The organism is Mucilaginibacter sp. McL0603 (assembly GCF_049992945.1).
GTDB lineage: Bacteria > Bacteroidota > Bacteroidia > Sphingobacteriales > Sphingobacteriaceae > Mucilaginibacter.
The window spans coordinates 5,161,996-5,181,191 of sequence record NZ_CP188251.1; the positions used below are offsets into that span (position 1 = coordinate 5,161,996).

Consider the following 19,196-nt stretch of genomic DNA (forward strand, 5'->3'; position numbering starts at 1 on the left):
TATCCATTAAAAAACTTAAATGAATAACTGGTTCAAGAAAAACGGCATCCACTTCGCCGTTGTAGCAATATTTTTAGCTGTTTGTTTCTTCTATTTCACACCTGCATTCCAGGGCAAAACTTTAGGCCAAAGCGATGTAATAGGCGCTCAATCTACCCAAAAAGAAATTAACGATTATCGCGCAAAAGATACTACCATTTTATGGACCAACCAGATATTTGGCGGCATGCCGGTATTCCAGATATGGGCACCTTATTCAAGTAATATCGCTAAACACATCATCTCTGCAGGTAAAGCGACATTCCCTAACCCTATTGATACTGTTTTAATATTTCTTTTGGGAACGTATTTCCTTTTCATTGTATTAAAACTTAACCCCTGGCTTGCAGCTGCGGGCGCTTTAGCGTTTACATTTTCATCGTACAATATAATTCTTCTGGTCGCGGGGCACTCCAACCAGGCGTACGCTATCGCATTTTTCGCTCCAATATTAGGAAGTATCATTTTAACATTCCGGGGCCGGTATTTGCTGGGTGGAGTGTTAACTGCATTGTTCTTAGCAATAGAAATAGCAGCCAACCACGTGCAGATGACCTATTATCTTTTATTTGCGATATTAATACTCGTGGGCATTGAGCTGTACCACGCAATAAAAGAAAAGAAAACTTCTGAATACCTAAAATCAATCGCTTATTTAGGAGGTGCTACGCTGATTGCTTTGGCAATTAACGCCTCATCACTGTGGAGTACTTATGAATATGGCAAAGATACTTATCGTGGAAAATCTAACCTGACACAACATACAACTGAGCCAAGTGACGGTCTTGATAAAGAATATGCGTATCAATACAGCCAGGGCGTTGCAGAAAGCTTTAGCTTCCTGGTTCCAAATGCATCTGGTGGTGGTTCGGGCACAGAATCATTTGATTCAAATTCAGAAACTGTAAAGGTATTCACCGCTAAAGGAGCTTCTGATGAACAAGCAATAGGCGCCGCACAGCAAATATCCGGTATTCCTGGTCTTTCATTGTACTGGGGTTATAAACGCCCATCAACATACGGACCATTCTACTTTGGTGCCGTGATCTGCTTCCTGTTTGTGTTTGGATTACTGGTAGTAAAAAGTCGTTTTAAATGGTGGCTCTTAGGTACTGTTGTATTGACGATGCTCTTATCATTTGGAGGCAGCTGGCCCTATGTATCTGATATCTTCTTTAAATACTTCCCTCTTTACAATAAGTTCCGCGCTGTTGAATCAATACTTGCAGTAACCGGCCTATGTTTCCCGATACTTGCCCTGTTAGCTGTTAATGAAAGCATTACCAACACAGATAAAGCAACCTTATTTAAAAAATTAAAAATCGCCTTTTATATTACGGGCGGCCTTACTTTAATATTGATCGTATTACCGGGTATATTTTTAAGTTTCAGACCAAGCGACCAGGCGAGCGGCATAACTACACTTACCCAAGCATTAAAGGGCGATAGCGGTATGGCAAACAGCGTAGGCAGCGCATTGGTTAGGGATCGTCAAAACCTGGAGCAGGCTGATGCAATTCGTTCTTTGATTTTTATCGTGATAGCTTTTGGTATCCTGTGGGCTTTCCTTAAACAAAAGATCAATGTTACTATACTATCGGTAGCTTTCCTGGCTCTTATTTTAGTTGACCTTTGGCAGGTAGATAAACGTTACCTAAGAGAAGAAAACTTTGCCGCAAAAGAAGATAATACCCAGCCAAAACCGCGTGAAGTTGACCAATTTATTCAACGCGATACCGACCCTGATTTCAAGGTTGTCGACCTGACACAGGCACCGAAATTTGATCCCTATACGCCGTTCTTCCATAAGTCATTATGGGGCTATTCAGCTGCAAGGATGAAGCGCATTGATGAGATCATCGACAACCAGTTTTCAAAAAGCCTAAACCAGGATATACTGGATATGATGAATGTTAAATATATCATTACACAGGACCCTAAAACTGGTAGTTTGAGCATGAAGAGTAATGGAACAGCTTGCGGACATGCCTGGTTTGTGAAAAGTGTAAAATTTGTAAAAGATGCTGACCAGGAAATGCAGGCGATCACAGCTTTTGCTCCAAAAGAAGAGGCTATCGTCGATCAAAGTTTCAAAAGTAAGCTCGCTGATGCATCAGGATTTGATCCAAACGGCTCTATAAAATTGGTTAAATACTCTCCTGACGATATGGTATATGAAAGCGGAAGTACAGTTGCTTCAGTTGCTGTATTCTCAGAGATCTATTATAATAGGGGTTGGAAAATGTATATCGACGGAAAAGAGGCCCCTTATTTCCGTGCCGATTACCTTTTACGTGCAGCGCAATTACCTGTAGGTAACCATAAGGTTGAATTTATTTTCCACCCGGCATCCTATTACACCGGCGAGAAAATATCACTGGCAGGTTCAATTCTGTTAATTCTTGCGCTGGGCGGTGCAGCTTACACCGGTTACAGGAAAAAAGGGGAAAGCCAAAAGAAAGCGGCTTAGTCTTGCAAGCACTACATAAAAATAGCGATGGATTTAAACCCATCGCTATTTTTTTGCCTTTACTATTGATCATTCCATCAAAATCAACGTAATCAATCCAATCAAAAAATCAACGTAATCAATCCAATCAAAAAATCAACGGTCAGTCGTTCGTCCTCCTATTCCTCAACCAATACCATCCCAAATTAAAGGCAATTACAAAATGGTTGAATACTGTTGGCATCAACCCATAGTATTTCTTCATAATATCAAATCGCTCCATCAGGCTTTGGCGGTGCTTTTTCTTTGACATCCCGCCTACCAGGTATTTGGCTACATACTGGTGCGTATTCACTATTACTTTGGCTTTCTTAGCGGCGTTGAGTATCCAGTCAATATCCGCGCTTAAGGCATATTTATGGTCGAATGGCTCAGTTAAGGAACGTTTGATATAAATAGCCTGGTGACTGATGCTCATTCCGTACTTAAAGCTTTTCAAGGTAAAGTTTTCAGGCGTTTTATGCCTGCGCTGCCCCAGGTTCTCTCCCTTATCATTGATCATTTCTGTTTCGCCATAATAAATATCAGCGTTATCGGCTGCGGCAAAAATCTTAGTTACCGTATCCGGTGCAAAGATCTCATCCCCCGAATTCATGAACAACACATAACCACCTGTAGCTATTGCCAGCCCTTTATTCATGGCATCGTAAATACCTTCGTCCCTTTCACTGATTAGTTTGATGCGATCCTGGTATTTTTTGATAACGTCTAATGTTCCGTCTGTTGAAAGTCCATCGATCAGGATATATTCTATGCTCGGATAAGTCTGGTTCAATACAGAAAGCATTGTCCGCTCAATGCCTATTACATCGTTATAGACAACTGTGATGACGCTTAATTTAGGCTGAAACATGGTTTTTACTGCGTAACTTTCACTAAGCTGTGATACAAATCTAAATGCCTTTTGGCTATAATATCTTCCGAAAAATTATCCATAATGGATTGCCTGGCTTGCTGCTGCAATTTGGGCCGATTTGGATAGTTGATGATCCATTCCATGCCATCTGCAAAACTTTCAGCCGAACGATATTCAGCAAGATAGCCATTATACTCATGCTTTACCATATCCGGGATACCACCTGTTGTAAAACCGATAACCGGCGTTCCGCAGGATAAGCATTCCATTACTGTATAAGGTAAATTATCTTCAAGTGATGGGATCAGAAAAGCATCAGCTGCGGCATAGCAAAGCGCCAATTGTTCATCATTATTTATCGTTCCTAAAAAGGTGGTCTTGAATGGAAATTCCGGAACATCTTCCGTATTCCGGTTACCAAAAACAACGAGTTCAATTTCATCAGCCTTTACACCTACCCTCTTCTTTAATAATTCCAGGCTCTCAAGCAGGTAGCTGGTGCCTTTATGCAAATCCTTCCTGGATGGCATAAATCCGCTTAAGAAAATGAATTTTTCCTTTGCAAACCCCATCTTCTCTTTTGCAAACTGTTTGTCAGCAGCTTTAAAAACATCAGTTGGCAGCGTATTAGGTATCTGACCTATCGCTTTCCCCCTCATCAAGCTGCTCCTCAATACCGAAGCCTGCATCCATAAACTGGGTGCAATGATCTTAAAATCTAATTTTTGATAGGCACTATTCTTCTGTGTCCAGATACGATGTGAATAATCATCAGGCGACTCATTCTTTAGTAAAGGACAACTGCCACATTCCCGCTCAAAATGATCGCAGGTATAGCGCACGTGGCACCCCCCGGTAAAGGCATTGCTATCATGAAAGGTCCACACCACCGGCTTACCCAGTTTAGCGATCTCTGCTATATGCGAGGGGTTTAAAAACGCATGGTTTACCCAATGTAAATGGATTATATCAGCATTCTTAACATCCGGATGGTGAATAACCGAACGCCCGAACCAGGCAAACGAAAAAGGTGTTTTTAGTGCTTTCAGGTATCTTTTGGCCCATATCCGCTCCAATACAATTGTGGCGGCAGTATAATATTTTTGAAAAAAGTTTTTATTAAAATCTCCTATCTCAGGATTTTTACCAAATTTATAGTGAACAATTACTTTAGAATCAATATTTTGGCTCAGTAATGCATCATTCAACCTGATGCAGGCCCTGCCTGCGCCTCCATTACCGTCATAGGTGTTTAAATGCACTACTTTTAGCATGTTTCAAAAATACATTTATTCAGTTCAAATAAATTTCAACCTGTATGAAAAAACTGTACCTTTTATTGTTTTCAGCTTTTCTGTTTCAAAGCTTTGTTAAGGCTCAAAACCAGGAAGTCTATTTTGCTTCCTATCCAACCCTGACTCCCGATGGTAAAACCGTCATTTTCAGTTATGAAGGCGACCTTTGGAAAACCGATCTGAACAATTCTGTCGCGGTAAGACTGACCGCCATGCAGGGCGAAGAAACCAGTCCGCGCGTATCTCCAGACGGTAAATGGCTGGCATTTTCATCCAACCAGTTTGGCAATAACGATGTATATGTGATGCCGCTTGCCGGGGGCGAGATAAAGCAGCTTACTTATCATGAGGCCAACGACCAGGTAGACTCATGGAGCTGGGATTCCAAATCGATTTATTTTACCTCAACCCGTTACAATGGTTTCAGCGAATATAAAATTGGCTTAGGCGGCGGTACTCCAACACGGCTTTTCAGCAACTATTTTAATACCATTCACGGTGTATTTGAACATCCGCAAACAGGGGAGTTGTTTTTCAGCAATACCTGGGAGAGCATATATTTTGCCAATCGCAAAAAGTACAAAGGCGCTTATAATCCCGATATACAATCCTACAACCCTAAAACCAAAGCCTATAAACAATACACCGACTGGATAGGCAAGGATTTCTGGGCTACACTCGATCAAAAAGGGAACATCTTTTTTGTATCTGATGAGGCAAATGAAGAATATAATCTCTACACTTTTATCAGCGGCAAAAAAACTGCTTTAACACAGTTCACCACTTCTATCAAAAGGCCATTTGTAAGTGCCAATGGCGAAAAGGTGGTTTTTGAGAAGGATTACCAATTATATGTGTATGATGTAGCATCCAAACAAAGCCAGAAGATCAATTATACCATATTCCGTAACGATGTGCTACCGAAACAACAGGAGTTTGATGTGAAAGGGAAAATTGATGCTGTGGACGTATCTCTGGACGGCAAAAAGCTGGCGTTTGTATCAAGGGGCGAACTGTTTGTAAGTGATGTGGAGGGCAAATTTGTGCGTGAAATCGAGCGCGGCAATGCCGAGCGTGCTGCCGAAGTAAAATGGCTGCCTGATAATAAGACACTTATATTCAGCCAAACATCGGGTGGTTATTATAACTGGTACAGCATTGCTGCCGACGGCTCCGGCAAGGAAAAACAGATCACTGACGACAAACAAAATAACCGTGCAATATCTGTAAATAAAGCACATACTCAAGGGGCTTATTTAAGCGGTCGCGAGGAAGTGCGGATGATTGATCTGAATACCTTAACCAGCAAAACCATTGCAAAGGATGAGATATGGGGAATTCAAAATTCGCAACCCATGATATCTCCAAACGGCGAATACGTGGTGTACAATGCGCACCGTAATTTTGAATCGGATATTTTTGTTTACGGCATTAAAACAGGCAAAACATTAAACCTTACCAATAGCGGTGTTTCTGAATCGGAGCCTTTCTGGTCGCCTGATGGTAAGTACATTTATTTTAGTTCCTCACGTACTGCCCCGGATTTTCCATATGGTGGTCATGACAGCCGTATTTACCGTATGCCGCTTCAAAAATTTGATGATGCATTCCGGATGGATAAATTCAACGATTTGTTTAAGGAAGAAAAGAAAGACAGTACAGCTAAAAAAGATAAAGACAAAAAGAAACCACTGTCTGAGCAGCCTGCACCAAAAGCACCTGCGGATATCGTAATTAACACCGAAGACCTGATGAAACGACTGGAACATATCGGGCCCAGCTTTGGCGATCAAAACTCACCTTATGTGATCCAGAAAGGCGATAAAACATTGGTATATTTTAGTTCGAATTATGTGGAAGGAAAATGGGGCACCTATCGCACCACCTTGCAACCATTTGAAGATCCGAAAACAGAAAAAGTGAGCGGACCAGATACACGTGGTTTTGATATTGTCTCAAGTGGTGACAAATATTATTTGATCGCCGACGGAAACATCTACACACTCAACATCGATAATAACAAAATAGATAAGATAGATCTTGGATATAAGTTTGACAGGAACCTCGATGGCGAATTCAGGCAGATGTTTGATGAAGCATGGGCAGGATTAGAGGAAAATTATTACGACAGTAATTTCCACGGCGCCGACTGGAAAAAAGTGCATGATAGTTATAGCGTTTACTTGCCGTATCTGAATAACCGTGCCGATCTGCGTTTACTGTTAAATGATATGCTGGGCGAACTTAACTCATCACACCAGGGATTTTACTCTGGCGGCAGTGAAGAGAGCAAAACCCTGCATTACCGTACCATGGAAACCGGGATAGTATTTGATAATGATGATCCATATAAAGTGGCTTCTGTATTAAAAAACAGCAACGCCGATAAAGCCAGCATCAATGTTGAGCCAGGCGACCGTCTAAGAGCTGTAAATGGCACCCCTGTTGATGAAAAGCAAGACCGGAACTTCTACTTTACCAAACCATCACTGGATAAGGAACTGACATTAACTTTTGATCAAAAGGGTAAAGAAATACAGGTAAAAGTACACCCCGAGTCGAGCGGTCAGTTGGGAGATGATCTTTATGATGAGTGGATAGATAATAACCGTAAAGTAGTAACCGACAAAAGTAAAAGCCGCATAGCCTATGTATACATGAAAAATATGGGCACAGGAGCTTTGGAGGAATTTTTGCAGGATATGGTAGACGACGCCTACAAAAAAGATGCGCTTATACTTGACCTGAGATATAATACAGGCGGTAATGTGCATGATGCCGTGTTGCAATTTTTATCGCAGAAGCCTTATTTACAATGGCAGTATCGTGGTGGACAAATTAGCCCACAGCCAAATTTTGCACCTGCAGCAAAACCGATTATTTTATTGGTAAATGAACAAACGCTTAGTGATGGAGAAATGACAGCCCAGGGATTTAAAGCACTAAAATTAGGGAAGATCATCGGTACTGAAACCTACCGCTGGATTATCTTCACCACAGGTCGCGGTTTGGTTGATGGCTCATTTTACCGCATACCGGCGTGGGGCTGTTTTACTTTGGATGGCAAGGATATTGAAAAAAACGGGGTTACACCAGACATCAATGTAAAAACAAGCTTCACCGACCGACTGGAGAATAAAGACCCGCAATTAGACAGGGCTATTGATGAGATTATGAAGGATTTGAAATAATAACTTCAAACAAAGGGTGTCATGCTGAGCCCGTCGAAGTATGGTGGGCAGGCCTTTACGCGCCGCTCTTCGACAAGCTCAGAGTGACACCTTTTTTTATTACTACTTCTTCACCAAATACTTCACCTGCATCTTTCGCATAAAGCGCATACCCCGTTGTAGCAGATTTCCTTTACGGCGACTTAAGAAATACCGGATAGCGCGGTAAGCCTGTTCGTTTTCTTTTACTTCTTCAGGGAAGTGTTTTACAGGCCGATTGGCGATTTGCACATCATACATATGCTCTATATTAGAATGTACGCCCGTGCCATCATGCCCTATATTGTGAGTAAAAGAGTGCGATGGATTAAGCGTAAGGCCATCTCTCAAAAAAATAGAAGCATACCAGCGTATCGCCCATGAATTGTTTTTTCCGGCTTTAAACTCACGCATCTGTTTCCAGAAATTCATGGTGCCTTCAATAGAAAAACGCAGGATGCTTTGTTTATTAAATTGCTCGGTTAGCTTATCAATGTCCGGTTCAAAATATTTCCAGGCGCGTGCCCAGGTAGCCCACCCCCAGCTGCTTGCTGCCCGGTAAAAAAAGGTCTCGGGCAAATCTTTGTCTTTCAGATCATACATATAAGCCCCGATATGCATTACCTGCTCTTCATCTGCATAACGGCCAAGTCCTTCATTGAAATAGTCCAGCGTATAGGGTGATGATAACAGGTCATCTTCAAAAACAATCACCTTATCGTACTCATTCACCAATTTGGTTACCCCACTGATGATAGAATTTGCTAAACCCAGGTTCTCTTTTCTCGCAATCAGTTTTACTGATTTAAACCCGGTTACCTCTTTTGCCATTTGCCTTACCTCTTCAACCTTTGCCTTATCAGTCTCCGTATTCGGCCCGTCAGAAAAAATAAACAGGCGCGACTCCTCAGCCAACAGGTTCTTTTGCAAATAACTGATGGTACGGCGTGTATGCTCCGGTCGGTTATACACAAATAAAGCTATGGGGGCCAGATTTTGCATAAGGTAGATTAGAATATTTCCAATTGATGATCTGCCTTTTTGCAGAGCACCGTATAGGCATTCGCCAGCTTCTCGCTCATCTTTTTACCGAAAAGATTAACCAGTCCGCTTTTTACCGCATATTCTGTGCTGATCTTCAGATCGGTCACCACACTTTTCGGTTTCTTCTGGTTAACGTAGGTATTAAACTTAGTCACCTCTGGTTCTATCATCGAGGTAAGATCAGCTTCGATCTCAAATCCTTCCGTGCGTAATAAATATCTTAACGAGGTTGGGGTATATACATTAATATGTCCGTAAGCCAGAAAATGTTTTATCCGGTTATCAACACCTGCTTTATAGTCGCGCGGTACTTCTATTACACAATAGCATGCCACACGCTTTAACTCGCGCAGTAGTAAACGTTCGTGTTCTACATGCTCCAGCACGTGTGAGAGAATGATCAAATCAAAACTATTATCCTCAAAAGGTAATTTATACCCGTCAAATATTTGTACAGATTTAAGGTTGGCAATATTTCTTGATTTAATATGCTCCACACCACTTTCCGAAATTTCAACGGCATAATATTCAGGCGCAAAGTTCTGATGGGCCAGCAACTTTAATATACTGCCATCCCCTGCCCCTACTTCCAATACTTTATTAAACGAATGCCCTTTGCATACATCAATAATATGCTGCGCCTTGTATTTGGCGCTTAGCATACGCCATGCTTCGTCATGTTTCTGGTAAAACTCGTCGTATGCGGTTTTAACGTTATCGCTGATTATGTCTGCTGCCATTTCTTATATCCCCAAACAATTATCGCTCTTATAAAAAACTGAGGTTGATTTACGGTAAAATAAACCCGGAGAAATACCACTAAATGATAAATGCTTAAATCCGTTATTTATCAAAAAATCTACCCCTTGTTTGTATTTATCCCGCTCAGAATCATCCAATACCACTACCCCGGTTGTCGATAATGCATTAACCGCTTGTTTGCAGCAATTCACCCTGTCGCGCCCATCAACTATAATGATATCAAATTTCTCTTCCAGTTTAACCGGCATATGGCAGTAATCGCCGCCCTTAACTAACTCACAAAAGATCATCTCCGAGTTTTCCGGCTTTGATTTGACGATCTTTTCAAACCATTCCTTATCATGCTCTACAGAGACCACCAGTCCTGCATATTTTGCATAAAAGAAAGTGGAATTCCCTGATCCAAATTCAAAAACCGTATGCTGCTTGCGTAGTCTTTCTTTTATAAAATCAATAAAAGAATAAGTTACCCATGGGATAGGATTACCCTCACCATCAACCGGCGAATGGCTCTCAAATGCTTTGAACCAACCGATATCATTCAGATAACCCTTGTGATTAAACGACAGTATCGACTTTAATCTTTTGGGACTTGATAAAACTTGCAGCAGCGATGAAAATTTACTCAATGTTTAATTAATTTTTGAAACAGCGAAATTAAAAATAATGATCTTAACATCATTAACCCCTGGGCGCTTACTTTTGGTATAACCAATATAAAAAAAGTAGCACTGGCGTAAGCCACCAATGTAGCTATAGCAGCACCCATCATACCCATTTTAGGTATCAGTATAAGGTTAAGAACTATGTTAACTATCGCACCAAAACCCGTGCGTACAAATGTCAGCTTATTAAAATTCTCGGCGATGAGGTACTGCCCGCTGGCTGCACCCAAAAACACAAATACACCCGACCAAATATGAACCGACAGCACTGGTGCCGCATAAGCATATTCAGGTTTAAATAATTTATAGATCAACGGCGATGCAAAAGTGATCACTATGGCTACGGGCACACTCAGGTAAACCATCAGGTCGTATAAATGTTGTATTCTTTTTTTATATCTGTCGGCGTCATCGCGACGAGCATTTAATATAGCCGGGAATAAGGAAGTAACGATAACTGACGGCACAAAATTCCATGCTTCACTCAACTTTGCAACTGTGTCATAAGCACCTGCTTCTTTCACTCCTTTTATATTTTGGAGCATTATGGCATCGATCTTCATATACAATGCTACCATAATGCCCGAAATGATCAATGGCCAAGAATAGTTCAGTAATTTCTTCGCTAATATTGAGTTATAGGTCCATTTGAATATATCCCTGTCCGTCCGTTGGTAAGTGAAATAATACCCGACAGAGATCAGAACAAAATCGAACGCATAAGTATAAACAAACCAAACCAATGGCATTTTGGTTAAGATCAGCGCCATCTTAACCGCCGCAGATACCAGGTTACCCACTATCTGAACCTGCATGATATACTTCGACTTTACCTGCGACTGGAAGTACGAATCGATTACCGTAAAAGCTTGTATTACTCCAATAAAAGATAGAATCAATACATAACTATAAGGTGTCCCCTTTGCCGGGTAAATATGAAATGCCGCCCAGATCAGCGGTATACAACAAAAGCCTGCAAATACTTTCATCCAAAAGGATGTACCCAATATCTGGTCACGATTTTCAGGAAAAGCATGCAGCTCCTTAACAATAAACTGATCGAGCCCTAACGTTGCAATAGCCGAAAAGAAATAGATATATACCGTACCTCCCGCCAGGATACCGTTGTTTCCCCTGCCCAGGTAGTTGGCTACGCTGATACCAACGATCATTTTAATGACCAAACTGCCGATACGACCGACAAATAACATTCCCGTATTTTTAAAATACTTCTCGAATGCTTCCTGATCAAATCCTGGGATACGGGGTAAACGCATAGTTTTTAGAATCGGGAGCCAAGATACAAGAATCATGGGAAAGAGTAGAAATCATGAGTGAAGAATCATGAGTCAAGAGCCAGGAATCAAGACCAAAAGATAAATTAAATAAAAAGAGCCGGGAAAAAGATTCTTTCCTGGCTCTTATATCTTGATTCTTGGCTCTAAATCAAATTATTGATTCACAAACTTCTTAGCATTTATTCTGCGTTCGTTTTCGTTAAGGTATATCTTACGCATACGGATGCTTTGGGGGGTAACCTCGATGTATTCGTCAGCCTGGATATATTCCATTGATTCTTCCAATGAGAATTTAATAGCTGGTGCTATCCTAACGTTGGTATCACTACCTGAAGCACGCATGTTGGTTAACTGCTTGCCTTTAGTCAGGTTGATCACTAAATCGTTATCGCGGATGTGCTCGCCTAATACCTGTCCTTCGTAAACATCAGTACCCGGATCTATGTGGAAACGGCCTCTGTCTTGTAGTTTATCAATTGCGAATGCTGTGGTTTTACCAGTATCCATAGATACCAATACCCCATTCAAACGACCGGGGATTGTACCTTTCCAAGGTTCGTATGCTTTAAAGCGGTGTGCCATAATTGCCTCGCCACCTGTAGCTGTCAACACGTTGTTACGTAAACCTATGATACCGCGTGCAGGGATATCAAATTCCAAATGCTGTAAATCGCCTTTTGGTTCCATTACCAGTAAATCGCCTTTGCGTTGTGTTACCAGCTCAATTACCTTACCAGCTACTTCTCCCGGTACATCAACAATTAAAGTTTCAACCGGCTCGCATTTCACACCATCAATTTCCTTGATGATAACCTGCGGCTGGCCTACCTGTAACTCATACCCTTCGCGGCGCATGGTTTCAATCAATACAGATAAGTGAAGGATACCACGGCCATAAACCAGATATGAATCCGGTGATTCGGTTTCAACAACCTTCAACGCCAGGTTTTTCTCCATCTCTTTATATAAACGGTCGCGCAGGTGACGTGATGTCACAAACTTGCCTTCTTTGCCAAAAAATGGTGAGGTATTAATGGTGAACAGCATGTTCATGGTAGGCTCATCAATTTTGATAACTGCCAGTTGTTCCGGTTTTTCAAAATCAGCAATGGTATCGCCAATATCAAAACCTTCTATACCAACAACCGCACAAATATCGCCCGAGCTTACTGAGGATGTTTTAACCTTACCTAAACCTTCAAAAGTATATAATTCTTTTATTCTTGATTTCTGGATAGTGCCATCACGTTTTACCAACGATACCGGCATGTTTTCTTTGATAGTGCCACGGGCAACACGACCGATAGCGATACGACCTACGAAAGATGAATAATCCAGTGAAGTGATCTGCATTTGCAAAGTACCTTCACTAACTGGCGCAGGTGGAATATTTGCCAATATCGCATCCATCAAAGGGAAAATATCTTCAGTTGGTTTTTTCCAATCAGTGCTCATCCAACCTTGTTTTGACGAACCGTAGATTACCGGGAAATCCAGCTGATCTTCAGTAGCCTCAAGGTTAAAGAACAATTCAAATATTTGTTCGTAAACTTCTTCGGGACGGCAGTTTTCTTTATCCACTTTGTTTACAACCACAATTGGTTTTAAGCCTAAAGCCAAAGCCTTTTGGGTTACAAAGCGGGTTTGAGGCATAGCGCCTTCAAATGCATCGCATAATAATAAAACACCATCAGCCATTTTCAATACGCGCTCAACCTCACCGCCAAAGTCGGCGTGACCAGGCGTATCGATAATATTGATCTTAACATCTTTGTACATTACCGAAACGTTTTTAGAAACGATGGTAATGCCTCGCTCACGTTCAAGGTCATTGTTGTCCAGTATCAATTCACCAGTTTCTTGCCCTTCGCGGAAGATGGCGCAACTGTGTAAAATCTTATCAACCAATGTGGTTTTACCGTGGTCAACGTGTGCGATGATCGCTATATTTCTTATTTTTTGCATGAAAATGCCCCTCTAAATTTGGCGCAAAGATACGCTTAATATATGAAATTTGGAAGTGGCTGCCTGATTATTAAAGCAATAATGATAAAAGGTTAACAATGGAGTTAATGGTCGATGGTTCATAGTTCACGGTTAGCACACGCTGCACACATTTGTCAATACGGGGTAATATTATAAAAAAACAGGCTAAGCTTAAGCCCGATGCTGGTTAATAATTTACTTTGCAACATTATCTAAGCCCCTGTATGAAAAATTCTTTAATTTTTGTCCTGATTCTTTCCTTTATTACGAAAGCGTCATTTGGCCAGGCATTGGCTCCAATTGCCGATATAGCCGCTAAAAATAATAATCCCGTAACAAAGAACCGGTCGCTACAGATTGATTCTTCCGTTGCCACCAAACATCAGGTGACCATAAACGGCAAAACAATAACTTACACGGCTACAGCCGGCAGCATCCCTGTTTGGGATGAAGACGGACGCCCCATTGCTGGGATCTTTTACACCTATTATGAACGTGATGATATAAAAGATAAATCAAGCCGTCCGTTGGTAATTTCCTTTAATGGCGGCCCTGGGTCGCCTTCTTGTTGGATGCAAATCGGTTATACCGGTCCAGAGCTGGTTAATGTTGATGATGAAGGATATCCCCTGCAACCCTATGGCGTTAGCGAAAATAAGAACTCCATCCTGGATGTCGCCGATATCGTATATGTCGATCCGGTAAATACGGGCTATTCCAGAATTGTAGATAAGAATACGCCGGGGTCAAAATTCTTCGGCGTAAATGAAGACGTCAAATACCTCGCCGAATGGATCAATACTTTTGTAACGCGTAAAAACAGGTGGGCCTCGCCCAAGTTCCTGATTGGTGAAAGCTCAGGTACCAACCGGGTTTCCGGACTGGCACTGGAGCTCCAAAACGTCCACGGAATGTATCTTAATGGTGTAATATTGGTATCACCAACTGACCTTGGGATAGACCGGAGCGGGCCATTAGGCGTCGCTTTGCCACTTCCGTATTTTACGGCTGCGGCCTGGTACCATGGCATGCTCGCACCAGATCTTCAGCAAAAAGATTTAATGGCACTACTGCCCGAAGTGGAAGACTTTACGATCAATCAATTAATACCGGCGCTTTGCAAAGGGGGCTTTATGGACGATGCGAAAAAGGATGAGATGGCCGAAAAAATTGCGCACTACAGCGGTCTTCCCAAAAAACTGATATTGGAATATAACCTCAATATTCCCCGCAATCTGTTTCAAAAAGCGCTACTGCGCGATAAAGGTTATACGATAGGCAGGCTCGATTCTCGTTACAAAGGAATTGACAGGCAGACGGGCGGTTCTGCAGCCGATTACCCCGCCGAAGCTGCCGCCTGGGCAAATGCTTTTACACCGGCAATTAATATCTATTTAAAGAATGATCTGAATTACAAAACTGACCTTAAATACATTATGTTTGGCTACGTACCTGGATGGAACTATGACAATGACCATACCGGTGAAAATTTGCGGCAGGCTATTGCCCAAAATCCACACCTCCATGTACTTGCCCAATCGGGATATTTTGATGGTTCATGTGACTATTTTGATGTCAGGTACACGCTTGGGCAGCTTGATCCAAGCGGCAGACTAAAAAATCGTATAAAATGGATTGGCTACAAAAGCGGGCATATGATCTATATGCAGAAAGATGCACTGGTATCGGCTACAGAAGATCTAAGGAAGTTTATTTTGGAATCAGTTACTAAACCCGGAGAGCCAGCCAAATATTAAAGTATTTTATCAACATAGCCATCAAAATGTGCAACGTGAGTGATTTGGTTTAGCATGGCGCCCGGGCGGTCCGCCAGCTGGCGGATTATACTGCGCAGACCTTACGCTCTTTGTGCATCTATAATCCCAATGCAAAAAAAGCAAACTGCCAGCTCCTGACTGCCAACTGGAAAAGGCCGGTATTCGCTGCGTAAAGGGCTCCCCACCGTGCTTTGAGCGCCAACAAAAAGCCGCCCCATAGTGACCCATAAGGCGGCAAATCAATTAAAATATATTATTGAACTTTAGTGTGCTGGACAATGGCACACCTGTATATTTCAGTAGTAGGAACAAGGGTAATTTCAGGATTAGGCCCGGCAGCAGCAGGTAAAATGTCATTATCGGTCAAAAACTGATGCGGCGCAAACCCTGTATTAAATACGATATCCACTTCCTGCCATAATGCGTTATAACCGGGACCACCACCCTGTATAGCATCGGTCACTGTGACAAATCCATCTGATTCGTAAAGAATATTTATCGATTTGTTGTTCGCAAGCAAGCTCGACGCCGGTTGGTCTGTGAATTGCTTAGAGTTCATTTGAAACAGGTTGCCATCGTAGTATACAAGGATAATACCACCGCTCCCGTTCGGGTTTGAATTTAAGTTAGCTGTTGTGTTTGAAGTCATGCTGCCTTTTGTTGTTGTAACGGGGGCAATATCCTTCATTGCGGTTTTGTTGCAGCCTGCAAGCACAATCATGCCTGCCAGCGCTAGGTTAAATATAATTTTCATGTTTTAAAGATTTTCATAACTGATCACTTGTTAGTACTTATTATCGTGGGTTAACAACTTAGTCAGAAAACATAAAAACAAATAGGCCCATAAACCTATTTATAGAAAAATAGCGGTAAGGATTAAGTGTAAATGACAGAAATATAACTTGGTGTTATACAGTTACGTACATAAATAATATATGGTTGCCCGGAAGTAATAAATAAGTCTGTCCGTCCTTTACCGTGTAACTATGCGAGGCGAACAACCACAAGGTTGTTGAGAATAATGCAAAAATAAAGACCGGTGTTATGAACATTTACGTGGGCAACTATTCAGACCCGGAAATCCAGGAAATGCAAAATGCTATAGCAAATAAAAAATGAAATTTTTTTGCCCCTGCAGGGTCTCCTGATAAGGGACCCTGCAGTACCAGTCGCTTTGATATCGCAGGGTCCTCTGCGAGAGACCCTGCGGGGACAGGAATATACCGGTTAGACCACGTCCTTGCTTCGTTTTGGTTTTCTAAAGCTCACCAGCATAAGTAAAAACCCAACAATCAATAAAGAGATTGTTATACCAAAACTTGCTTTATTAGTATTATCCAAATATGTGCCTATAAATAACAGAATAGCACCCGTATAGAATAAAAATTTGTTATGAGGATATATTTCGTGAAGTTTCATTCAACTATTTTACTGTTATATATTTTGAAAACTCATGACCATTAGGGCAATTAAATTGTACTACTAAATTTCGACCATCCTTAGATGTTGGTGGTATAAAATTAGCAAGCACTCCGCATTTTGGGCATTTCTCCGGGTCAAAATTTTGAGGCTTAACAGACGCCTTCATTATACTATGAAAGATGTTAGATGCTTCTTTGGGGTTTTTCTTGTCTGACATAAAGCACTAAGTTACGGATTTTTTTGTCCCTTCAGGATCTCCTGATAAGGGACCCTGAAGTACCAGTTGCTTTAATACCGCAGGGTCCTCAACGAGAGACCCTGCAGGGACCGTGAAATAAGTTTATTGACCGCCGCGCGACATAGTGTCAAGCTGATCTTTTGATATCTTATCAAAATCGGGTGCTATGCCAAAAGTGCCTGCAGGAGCCTTTTGATCAGAAACGCTGCTTACTGTATTATCAGCAGATACCCATACACCATCTGGTCCTTTCTGAAATGATGTATATTGTATAGGAACGCCTCCAATAGATGCATAATATTTTTCTATAACAGCAGAGGGCAATGATATATCATTGGTTATCCAGATATCATAAGTCTTTTGAGTCTTAGTATCTGTTGCCACTACTTTTTTGCAGTTAAAACCAGATATCTGTTTTGTTTCTGTTGATGGAGCAAATGTAAATGTGGGGAAACCGCTTAAAACCTGAGCAATTTCATCAGGTGTATAAATCGCAGCTTTTTTTAATTTGAAAGCAGCTACCTCAGCTACTACAGCAAAAAATTTGTAGTTAGCATCTGCTAAAAGCTTAATATTTGCAGGACCGGCAGAAAATGTTGTAGCGATGGAATCACTTCTGAAGTATTCCTTCATTTCAATAGCCTGGCCACCTGCACTTGTTTTGATGGTTACCAGGCCTTCGGTATAGCTTTTTTGCGCACTGGCGCTCAAAATGGTTGCTGATAAGGCAATGCCAAGAGCAACACTCAAAAATTTGGTTTTCATTGTATTTAATTTGATTTTTAATTGTAATGAAGCTATAATGAGCGGTATTAGTTTTTTGTAGCTCATGATGGTTTCATAAATTTGGTTTTTATGTTGATACATTCAAGAGATTAATTGGTATAGGGTAAAATGCAAGCTGCCAACCTGCCTGCCGGCAGGCAGGCTCCTAACTGCCAACTGGAACCGGCACGTACTTATTGAGCACTTTCCCGCTCTTGTAAGCTATTGAACTTTCTAAGTTCAGTATTTTTCTCTCCTTAAAAATGGATAGGCCTGCACCTATGGCGACGGGGTTGACGATCATATAATATTCATCGATGAGGTTGAGGCTGATGAGCGAACTTACAAAATCGGCGCCGCCATAAACGAGGATATCCTTGCCCGGTTGTTCTTTCAGCGCCTGTACTGCAGTAGCCAAATCGCCGTTTTCCACCTCGAGGTTGCGGCCGGGGAGGGTTGTTTCGGTGCGGCTAAAGGCAATCTTGCGATGATCGGTTATCAGCTGCGCCAAAGGGTGCCAGGGGTTGTCGTGCTGATTGTCGGCCACGTTTTCCCAGTACTTGCAGAATTCAGCAGCAGCCAGTTTACGGCCCAGCAGAAAGGTATCGCAGCTGGCGGCAAGCTCTACGCCGAACCCGATAGTCTTTTGTAAAACCTCCAGGTCCTGTTTGCCAGGGAGGAACACCCAGTCGTTCTCACCGTTCGGGCCGGCTACGAAGCCGTCGAGGGTGATTTGCATTTGTAATTTTAATTTTCGCATAGCAATCGTTTTTAAAATTGGTTATGTTTTTTTCTATCACAGCAGCACTTTGATTAATAAAATAAACGCTGCAAACTATCCCAGCAACTCTTCCAGTTGGTTGAGCCCCATGGTAAAGCCACCTTCAAAGCCCATTTCTACCATCATTTTAATAGTTGATTCATCATCGAAGTGAATATCGACCACTACCTTGGTTTTATTGCCCACAGCTACAAATTTGTTGTCCCAGTGTCCTACCGGCGCATCGGGAGCTACGGTACCATTCTCATCAGAGAATGCAGCATCAGCCGCGAAACGGCTACCATTTTCAATAGCGGTAAACTTTACATGGCTCCAGTGTATTTGGCCTTCCGGACCTTCCATATAATACAGCCAGGCGCCGCCTACAGTAAAGTTCATCGTTTTGGTTTTGGCTACCCAGGGCTTCGGTCCCCACCATTTTTCAAGCTGGTCTGGATCTGTCCAGGCTTTCCATACTTTTTCAATCGGCGCGTTAAATTCGCGTACTACGTGAATTTTTTTAGCGGCAAGGTCTTTTTCGAACACAAAATTGTTTGTCATGATTGTTTG

The 19,196-nt window shown here is 41.8% G+C and carries 14 protein-coding genes; 3 read left to right on the forward strand and 11 right to left on the reverse strand.

The annotated features are described in order from the left end of the window. Nucleotides 1-19: 19 nt before the first annotated feature. Nucleotides 20-2,509 (forward strand): YfhO family protein, encoded by a 2,490-nt coding sequence (locus tag ACPPVU_RS23565; RefSeq protein ID WP_426669188.1) that lies wholly within the window; start codon nt 20-22, stop codon nt 2,507-2,509. Nucleotides 2,510-2,651: 142 nt separating this feature from the next. Here ACPPVU_RS23565 and ACPPVU_RS23570 read toward each other — a convergent pair whose 3' ends face one another. Both ACPPVU_RS23570 and ACPPVU_RS23575 read right to left on the reverse strand, forming a co-directional pair. Further along, nucleotides 2,652-3,401 (reverse strand): glycosyltransferase family 2 protein, encoded by a 750-nt coding sequence (locus ACPPVU_RS23570; protein ID WP_426669189.1) that lies wholly within the window; start codon nt 3,399-3,401, stop codon nt 2,652-2,654. 5 nt (nt 3,402-3,406) lie between these two features. Continuing rightward, nucleotides 3,407-4,678, reverse strand: a complete 1,272-nt coding sequence (locus ACPPVU_RS23575) for a glycosyltransferase (RefSeq protein ID WP_426669190.1) — start codon at nt 4,676-4,678, stop codon at nt 3,407-3,409. Nucleotides 4,679-4,722: 44 nt separating this feature from the next. Between ACPPVU_RS23575 and ACPPVU_RS23580 the strand changes: the two genes are divergently transcribed. Next, nucleotides 4,723-7,890: a S41 family peptidase gene (locus ACPPVU_RS23580; RefSeq protein ID WP_426669191.1), complete on the forward strand. Its 3,168-nt coding sequence runs from the start codon at nt 4,723-4,725 to the stop codon at nt 7,888-7,890. Nucleotides 7,891-7,992: 102 nt separating this feature from the next. Here ACPPVU_RS23580 and ACPPVU_RS23585 read toward each other — a convergent pair whose 3' ends face one another. From ACPPVU_RS23585 to typA, 5 genes are all read right to left on the reverse strand, one after another. Further along, entirely contained in the window at nt 7,993-8,910 is a 918-nt protein-coding gene (locus tag ACPPVU_RS23585; protein ID WP_426669192.1) for a sugar transferase, read from the reverse strand. Nucleotides 8,911-8,918: 8 nt separating this feature from the next. After that, entirely contained in the window at nt 8,919-9,692 is a 774-nt protein-coding gene (locus ACPPVU_RS23590; protein WP_426669193.1) for a class I SAM-dependent methyltransferase, read from the reverse strand. 3 nt (nt 9,693-9,695) lie between these two features. Beyond that, nucleotides 9,696-10,343, reverse strand: a complete 648-nt coding sequence (locus tag ACPPVU_RS23595; RefSeq protein WP_426669194.1) for an FkbM family methyltransferase — start codon at nt 10,341-10,343, stop codon at nt 9,696-9,698. After that, nucleotides 10,340-11,656 (reverse strand): flippase, encoded by a 1,317-nt coding sequence (locus ACPPVU_RS23600; RefSeq protein WP_426669195.1) that lies wholly within the window; start codon nt 11,654-11,656, stop codon nt 10,340-10,342. Before ACPPVU_RS23600 ends, ACPPVU_RS23595 begins: the two co-directional genes overlap by 4 nt. Before the next feature lie 174 nt (nt 11,657-11,830). Next, nucleotides 11,831-13,642, reverse strand: coding sequence for a translational GTPase TypA (gene typA, locus ACPPVU_RS23605; protein WP_426669196.1), 1,812 nt, complete (start codon nt 13,640-13,642; stop codon nt 11,831-11,833). Nucleotides 13,643-13,887: 245 nt separating this feature from the next. Here typA and ACPPVU_RS23610 point away from each other — a divergent pair, with 245 nt between their 5' ends. After that, on the forward strand, nt 13,888-15,420 hold the full coding sequence (locus ACPPVU_RS23610; protein ID WP_426669197.1) for a S10 family peptidase: 1,533 nt from the start codon (nt 13,888-13,890) through the stop codon (nt 15,418-15,420). Nucleotides 15,421-15,694: 274 nt separating this feature from the next. Here ACPPVU_RS23610 and ACPPVU_RS23615 read toward each other — a convergent pair whose 3' ends face one another. The 4 genes from ACPPVU_RS23615 to ACPPVU_RS23630 form a co-directional block, all read right to left on the reverse strand. Then, entirely contained in the window at nt 15,695-16,195 is a 501-nt protein-coding gene (locus ACPPVU_RS23615; protein ID WP_426669198.1) for a hypothetical protein, read from the reverse strand. A gap of 1,008 nt (nt 16,196-17,203) precedes the next feature. Then, on the reverse strand, nt 17,204-17,866 hold the full coding sequence (locus ACPPVU_RS23620; protein WP_426669199.1) for a hypothetical protein: 663 nt from the start codon (nt 17,864-17,866) through the stop codon (nt 17,204-17,206). Between the two features lie 166 nt (nt 17,867-18,032). Further along, nucleotides 18,033-18,626 (reverse strand): dihydrofolate reductase family protein, encoded by a 594-nt coding sequence (locus tag ACPPVU_RS23625; protein ID WP_426669200.1) that lies wholly within the window; start codon nt 18,624-18,626, stop codon nt 18,033-18,035. A gap of 75 nt (nt 18,627-18,701) precedes the next feature. After that, complete coding sequence (locus ACPPVU_RS23630) at nt 18,702-19,187, reverse strand: SRPBCC family protein (protein WP_426669201.1); 486 nt, start codon at nt 19,185-19,187, stop codon at nt 18,702-18,704. Between the last annotated feature and the right edge of the window lie 9 nt (nt 19,188-19,196).

What these genes read in the sequence shown, in the direction of transcription:
- ACPPVU_RS23565 (WP_426669188.1), top strand. Translation starts at nt 20, where the DNA reads ATGAATAACTGGTTCAAGAAAAACGGCATCCACTTCGCCGTTGTAGCA.
- ACPPVU_RS23570 (WP_426669189.1), bottom strand. Translation starts at nt 3,401, where the DNA reads ATGTTTCAGCCTAAATTAAGCGTCATCACAGTTGTCTATAACGATGTA.
- ACPPVU_RS23575 (WP_426669190.1), bottom strand. Translation starts at nt 4,678, where the DNA reads ATGCTAAAAGTAGTGCATTTAAACACCTATGACGGTAATGGAGGCGCA.
- ACPPVU_RS23580 (WP_426669191.1), top strand. Translation starts at nt 4,723, where the DNA reads ATGAAAAAACTGTACCTTTTATTGTTTTCAGCTTTTCTGTTTCAAAGC.
- ACPPVU_RS23585 (WP_426669192.1), bottom strand. Translation starts at nt 8,910, where the DNA reads ATGCAAAATCTGGCCCCCATAGCTTTATTTGTGTATAACCGACCGGAG.
- ACPPVU_RS23590 (WP_426669193.1), bottom strand. Translation starts at nt 9,692, where the DNA reads ATGGCAGCAGACATAATCAGCGATAACGTTAAAACCGCATACGACGAG.
- ACPPVU_RS23600 (WP_426669195.1), bottom strand. Translation starts at nt 11,656, where the DNA reads ATGCGTTTACCCCGTATCCCAGGATTTGATCAGGAAGCATTCGAGAAG.
- typA (WP_426669196.1), bottom strand. Translation starts at nt 13,642, where the DNA reads ATGCAAAAAATAAGAAATATAGCGATCATCGCACACGTTGACCACGGT.
- ACPPVU_RS23610 (WP_426669197.1), top strand. Translation starts at nt 13,888, where the DNA reads ATGAAAAATTCTTTAATTTTTGTCCTGATTCTTTCCTTTATTACGAAA.
- ACPPVU_RS23615 (WP_426669198.1), bottom strand. Translation starts at nt 16,195, where the DNA reads ATGAAAATTATATTTAACCTAGCGCTGGCAGGCATGATTGTGCTTGCA.
- ACPPVU_RS23620 (WP_426669199.1), bottom strand. Translation starts at nt 17,866, where the DNA reads ATGAAAACCAAATTTTTGAGTGTTGCTCTTGGCATTGCCTTATCAGCA.
- ACPPVU_RS23625 (WP_426669200.1), bottom strand. Translation starts at nt 18,626, where the DNA reads ATGCGAAAATTAAAATTACAAATGCAAATCACCCTCGACGGCTTCGTA.
- ACPPVU_RS23630 (WP_426669201.1), bottom strand. Translation starts at nt 19,187, where the DNA reads ATGACAAACAATTTTGTGTTCGAAAAAGACCTTGCCGCTAAAAAAATT.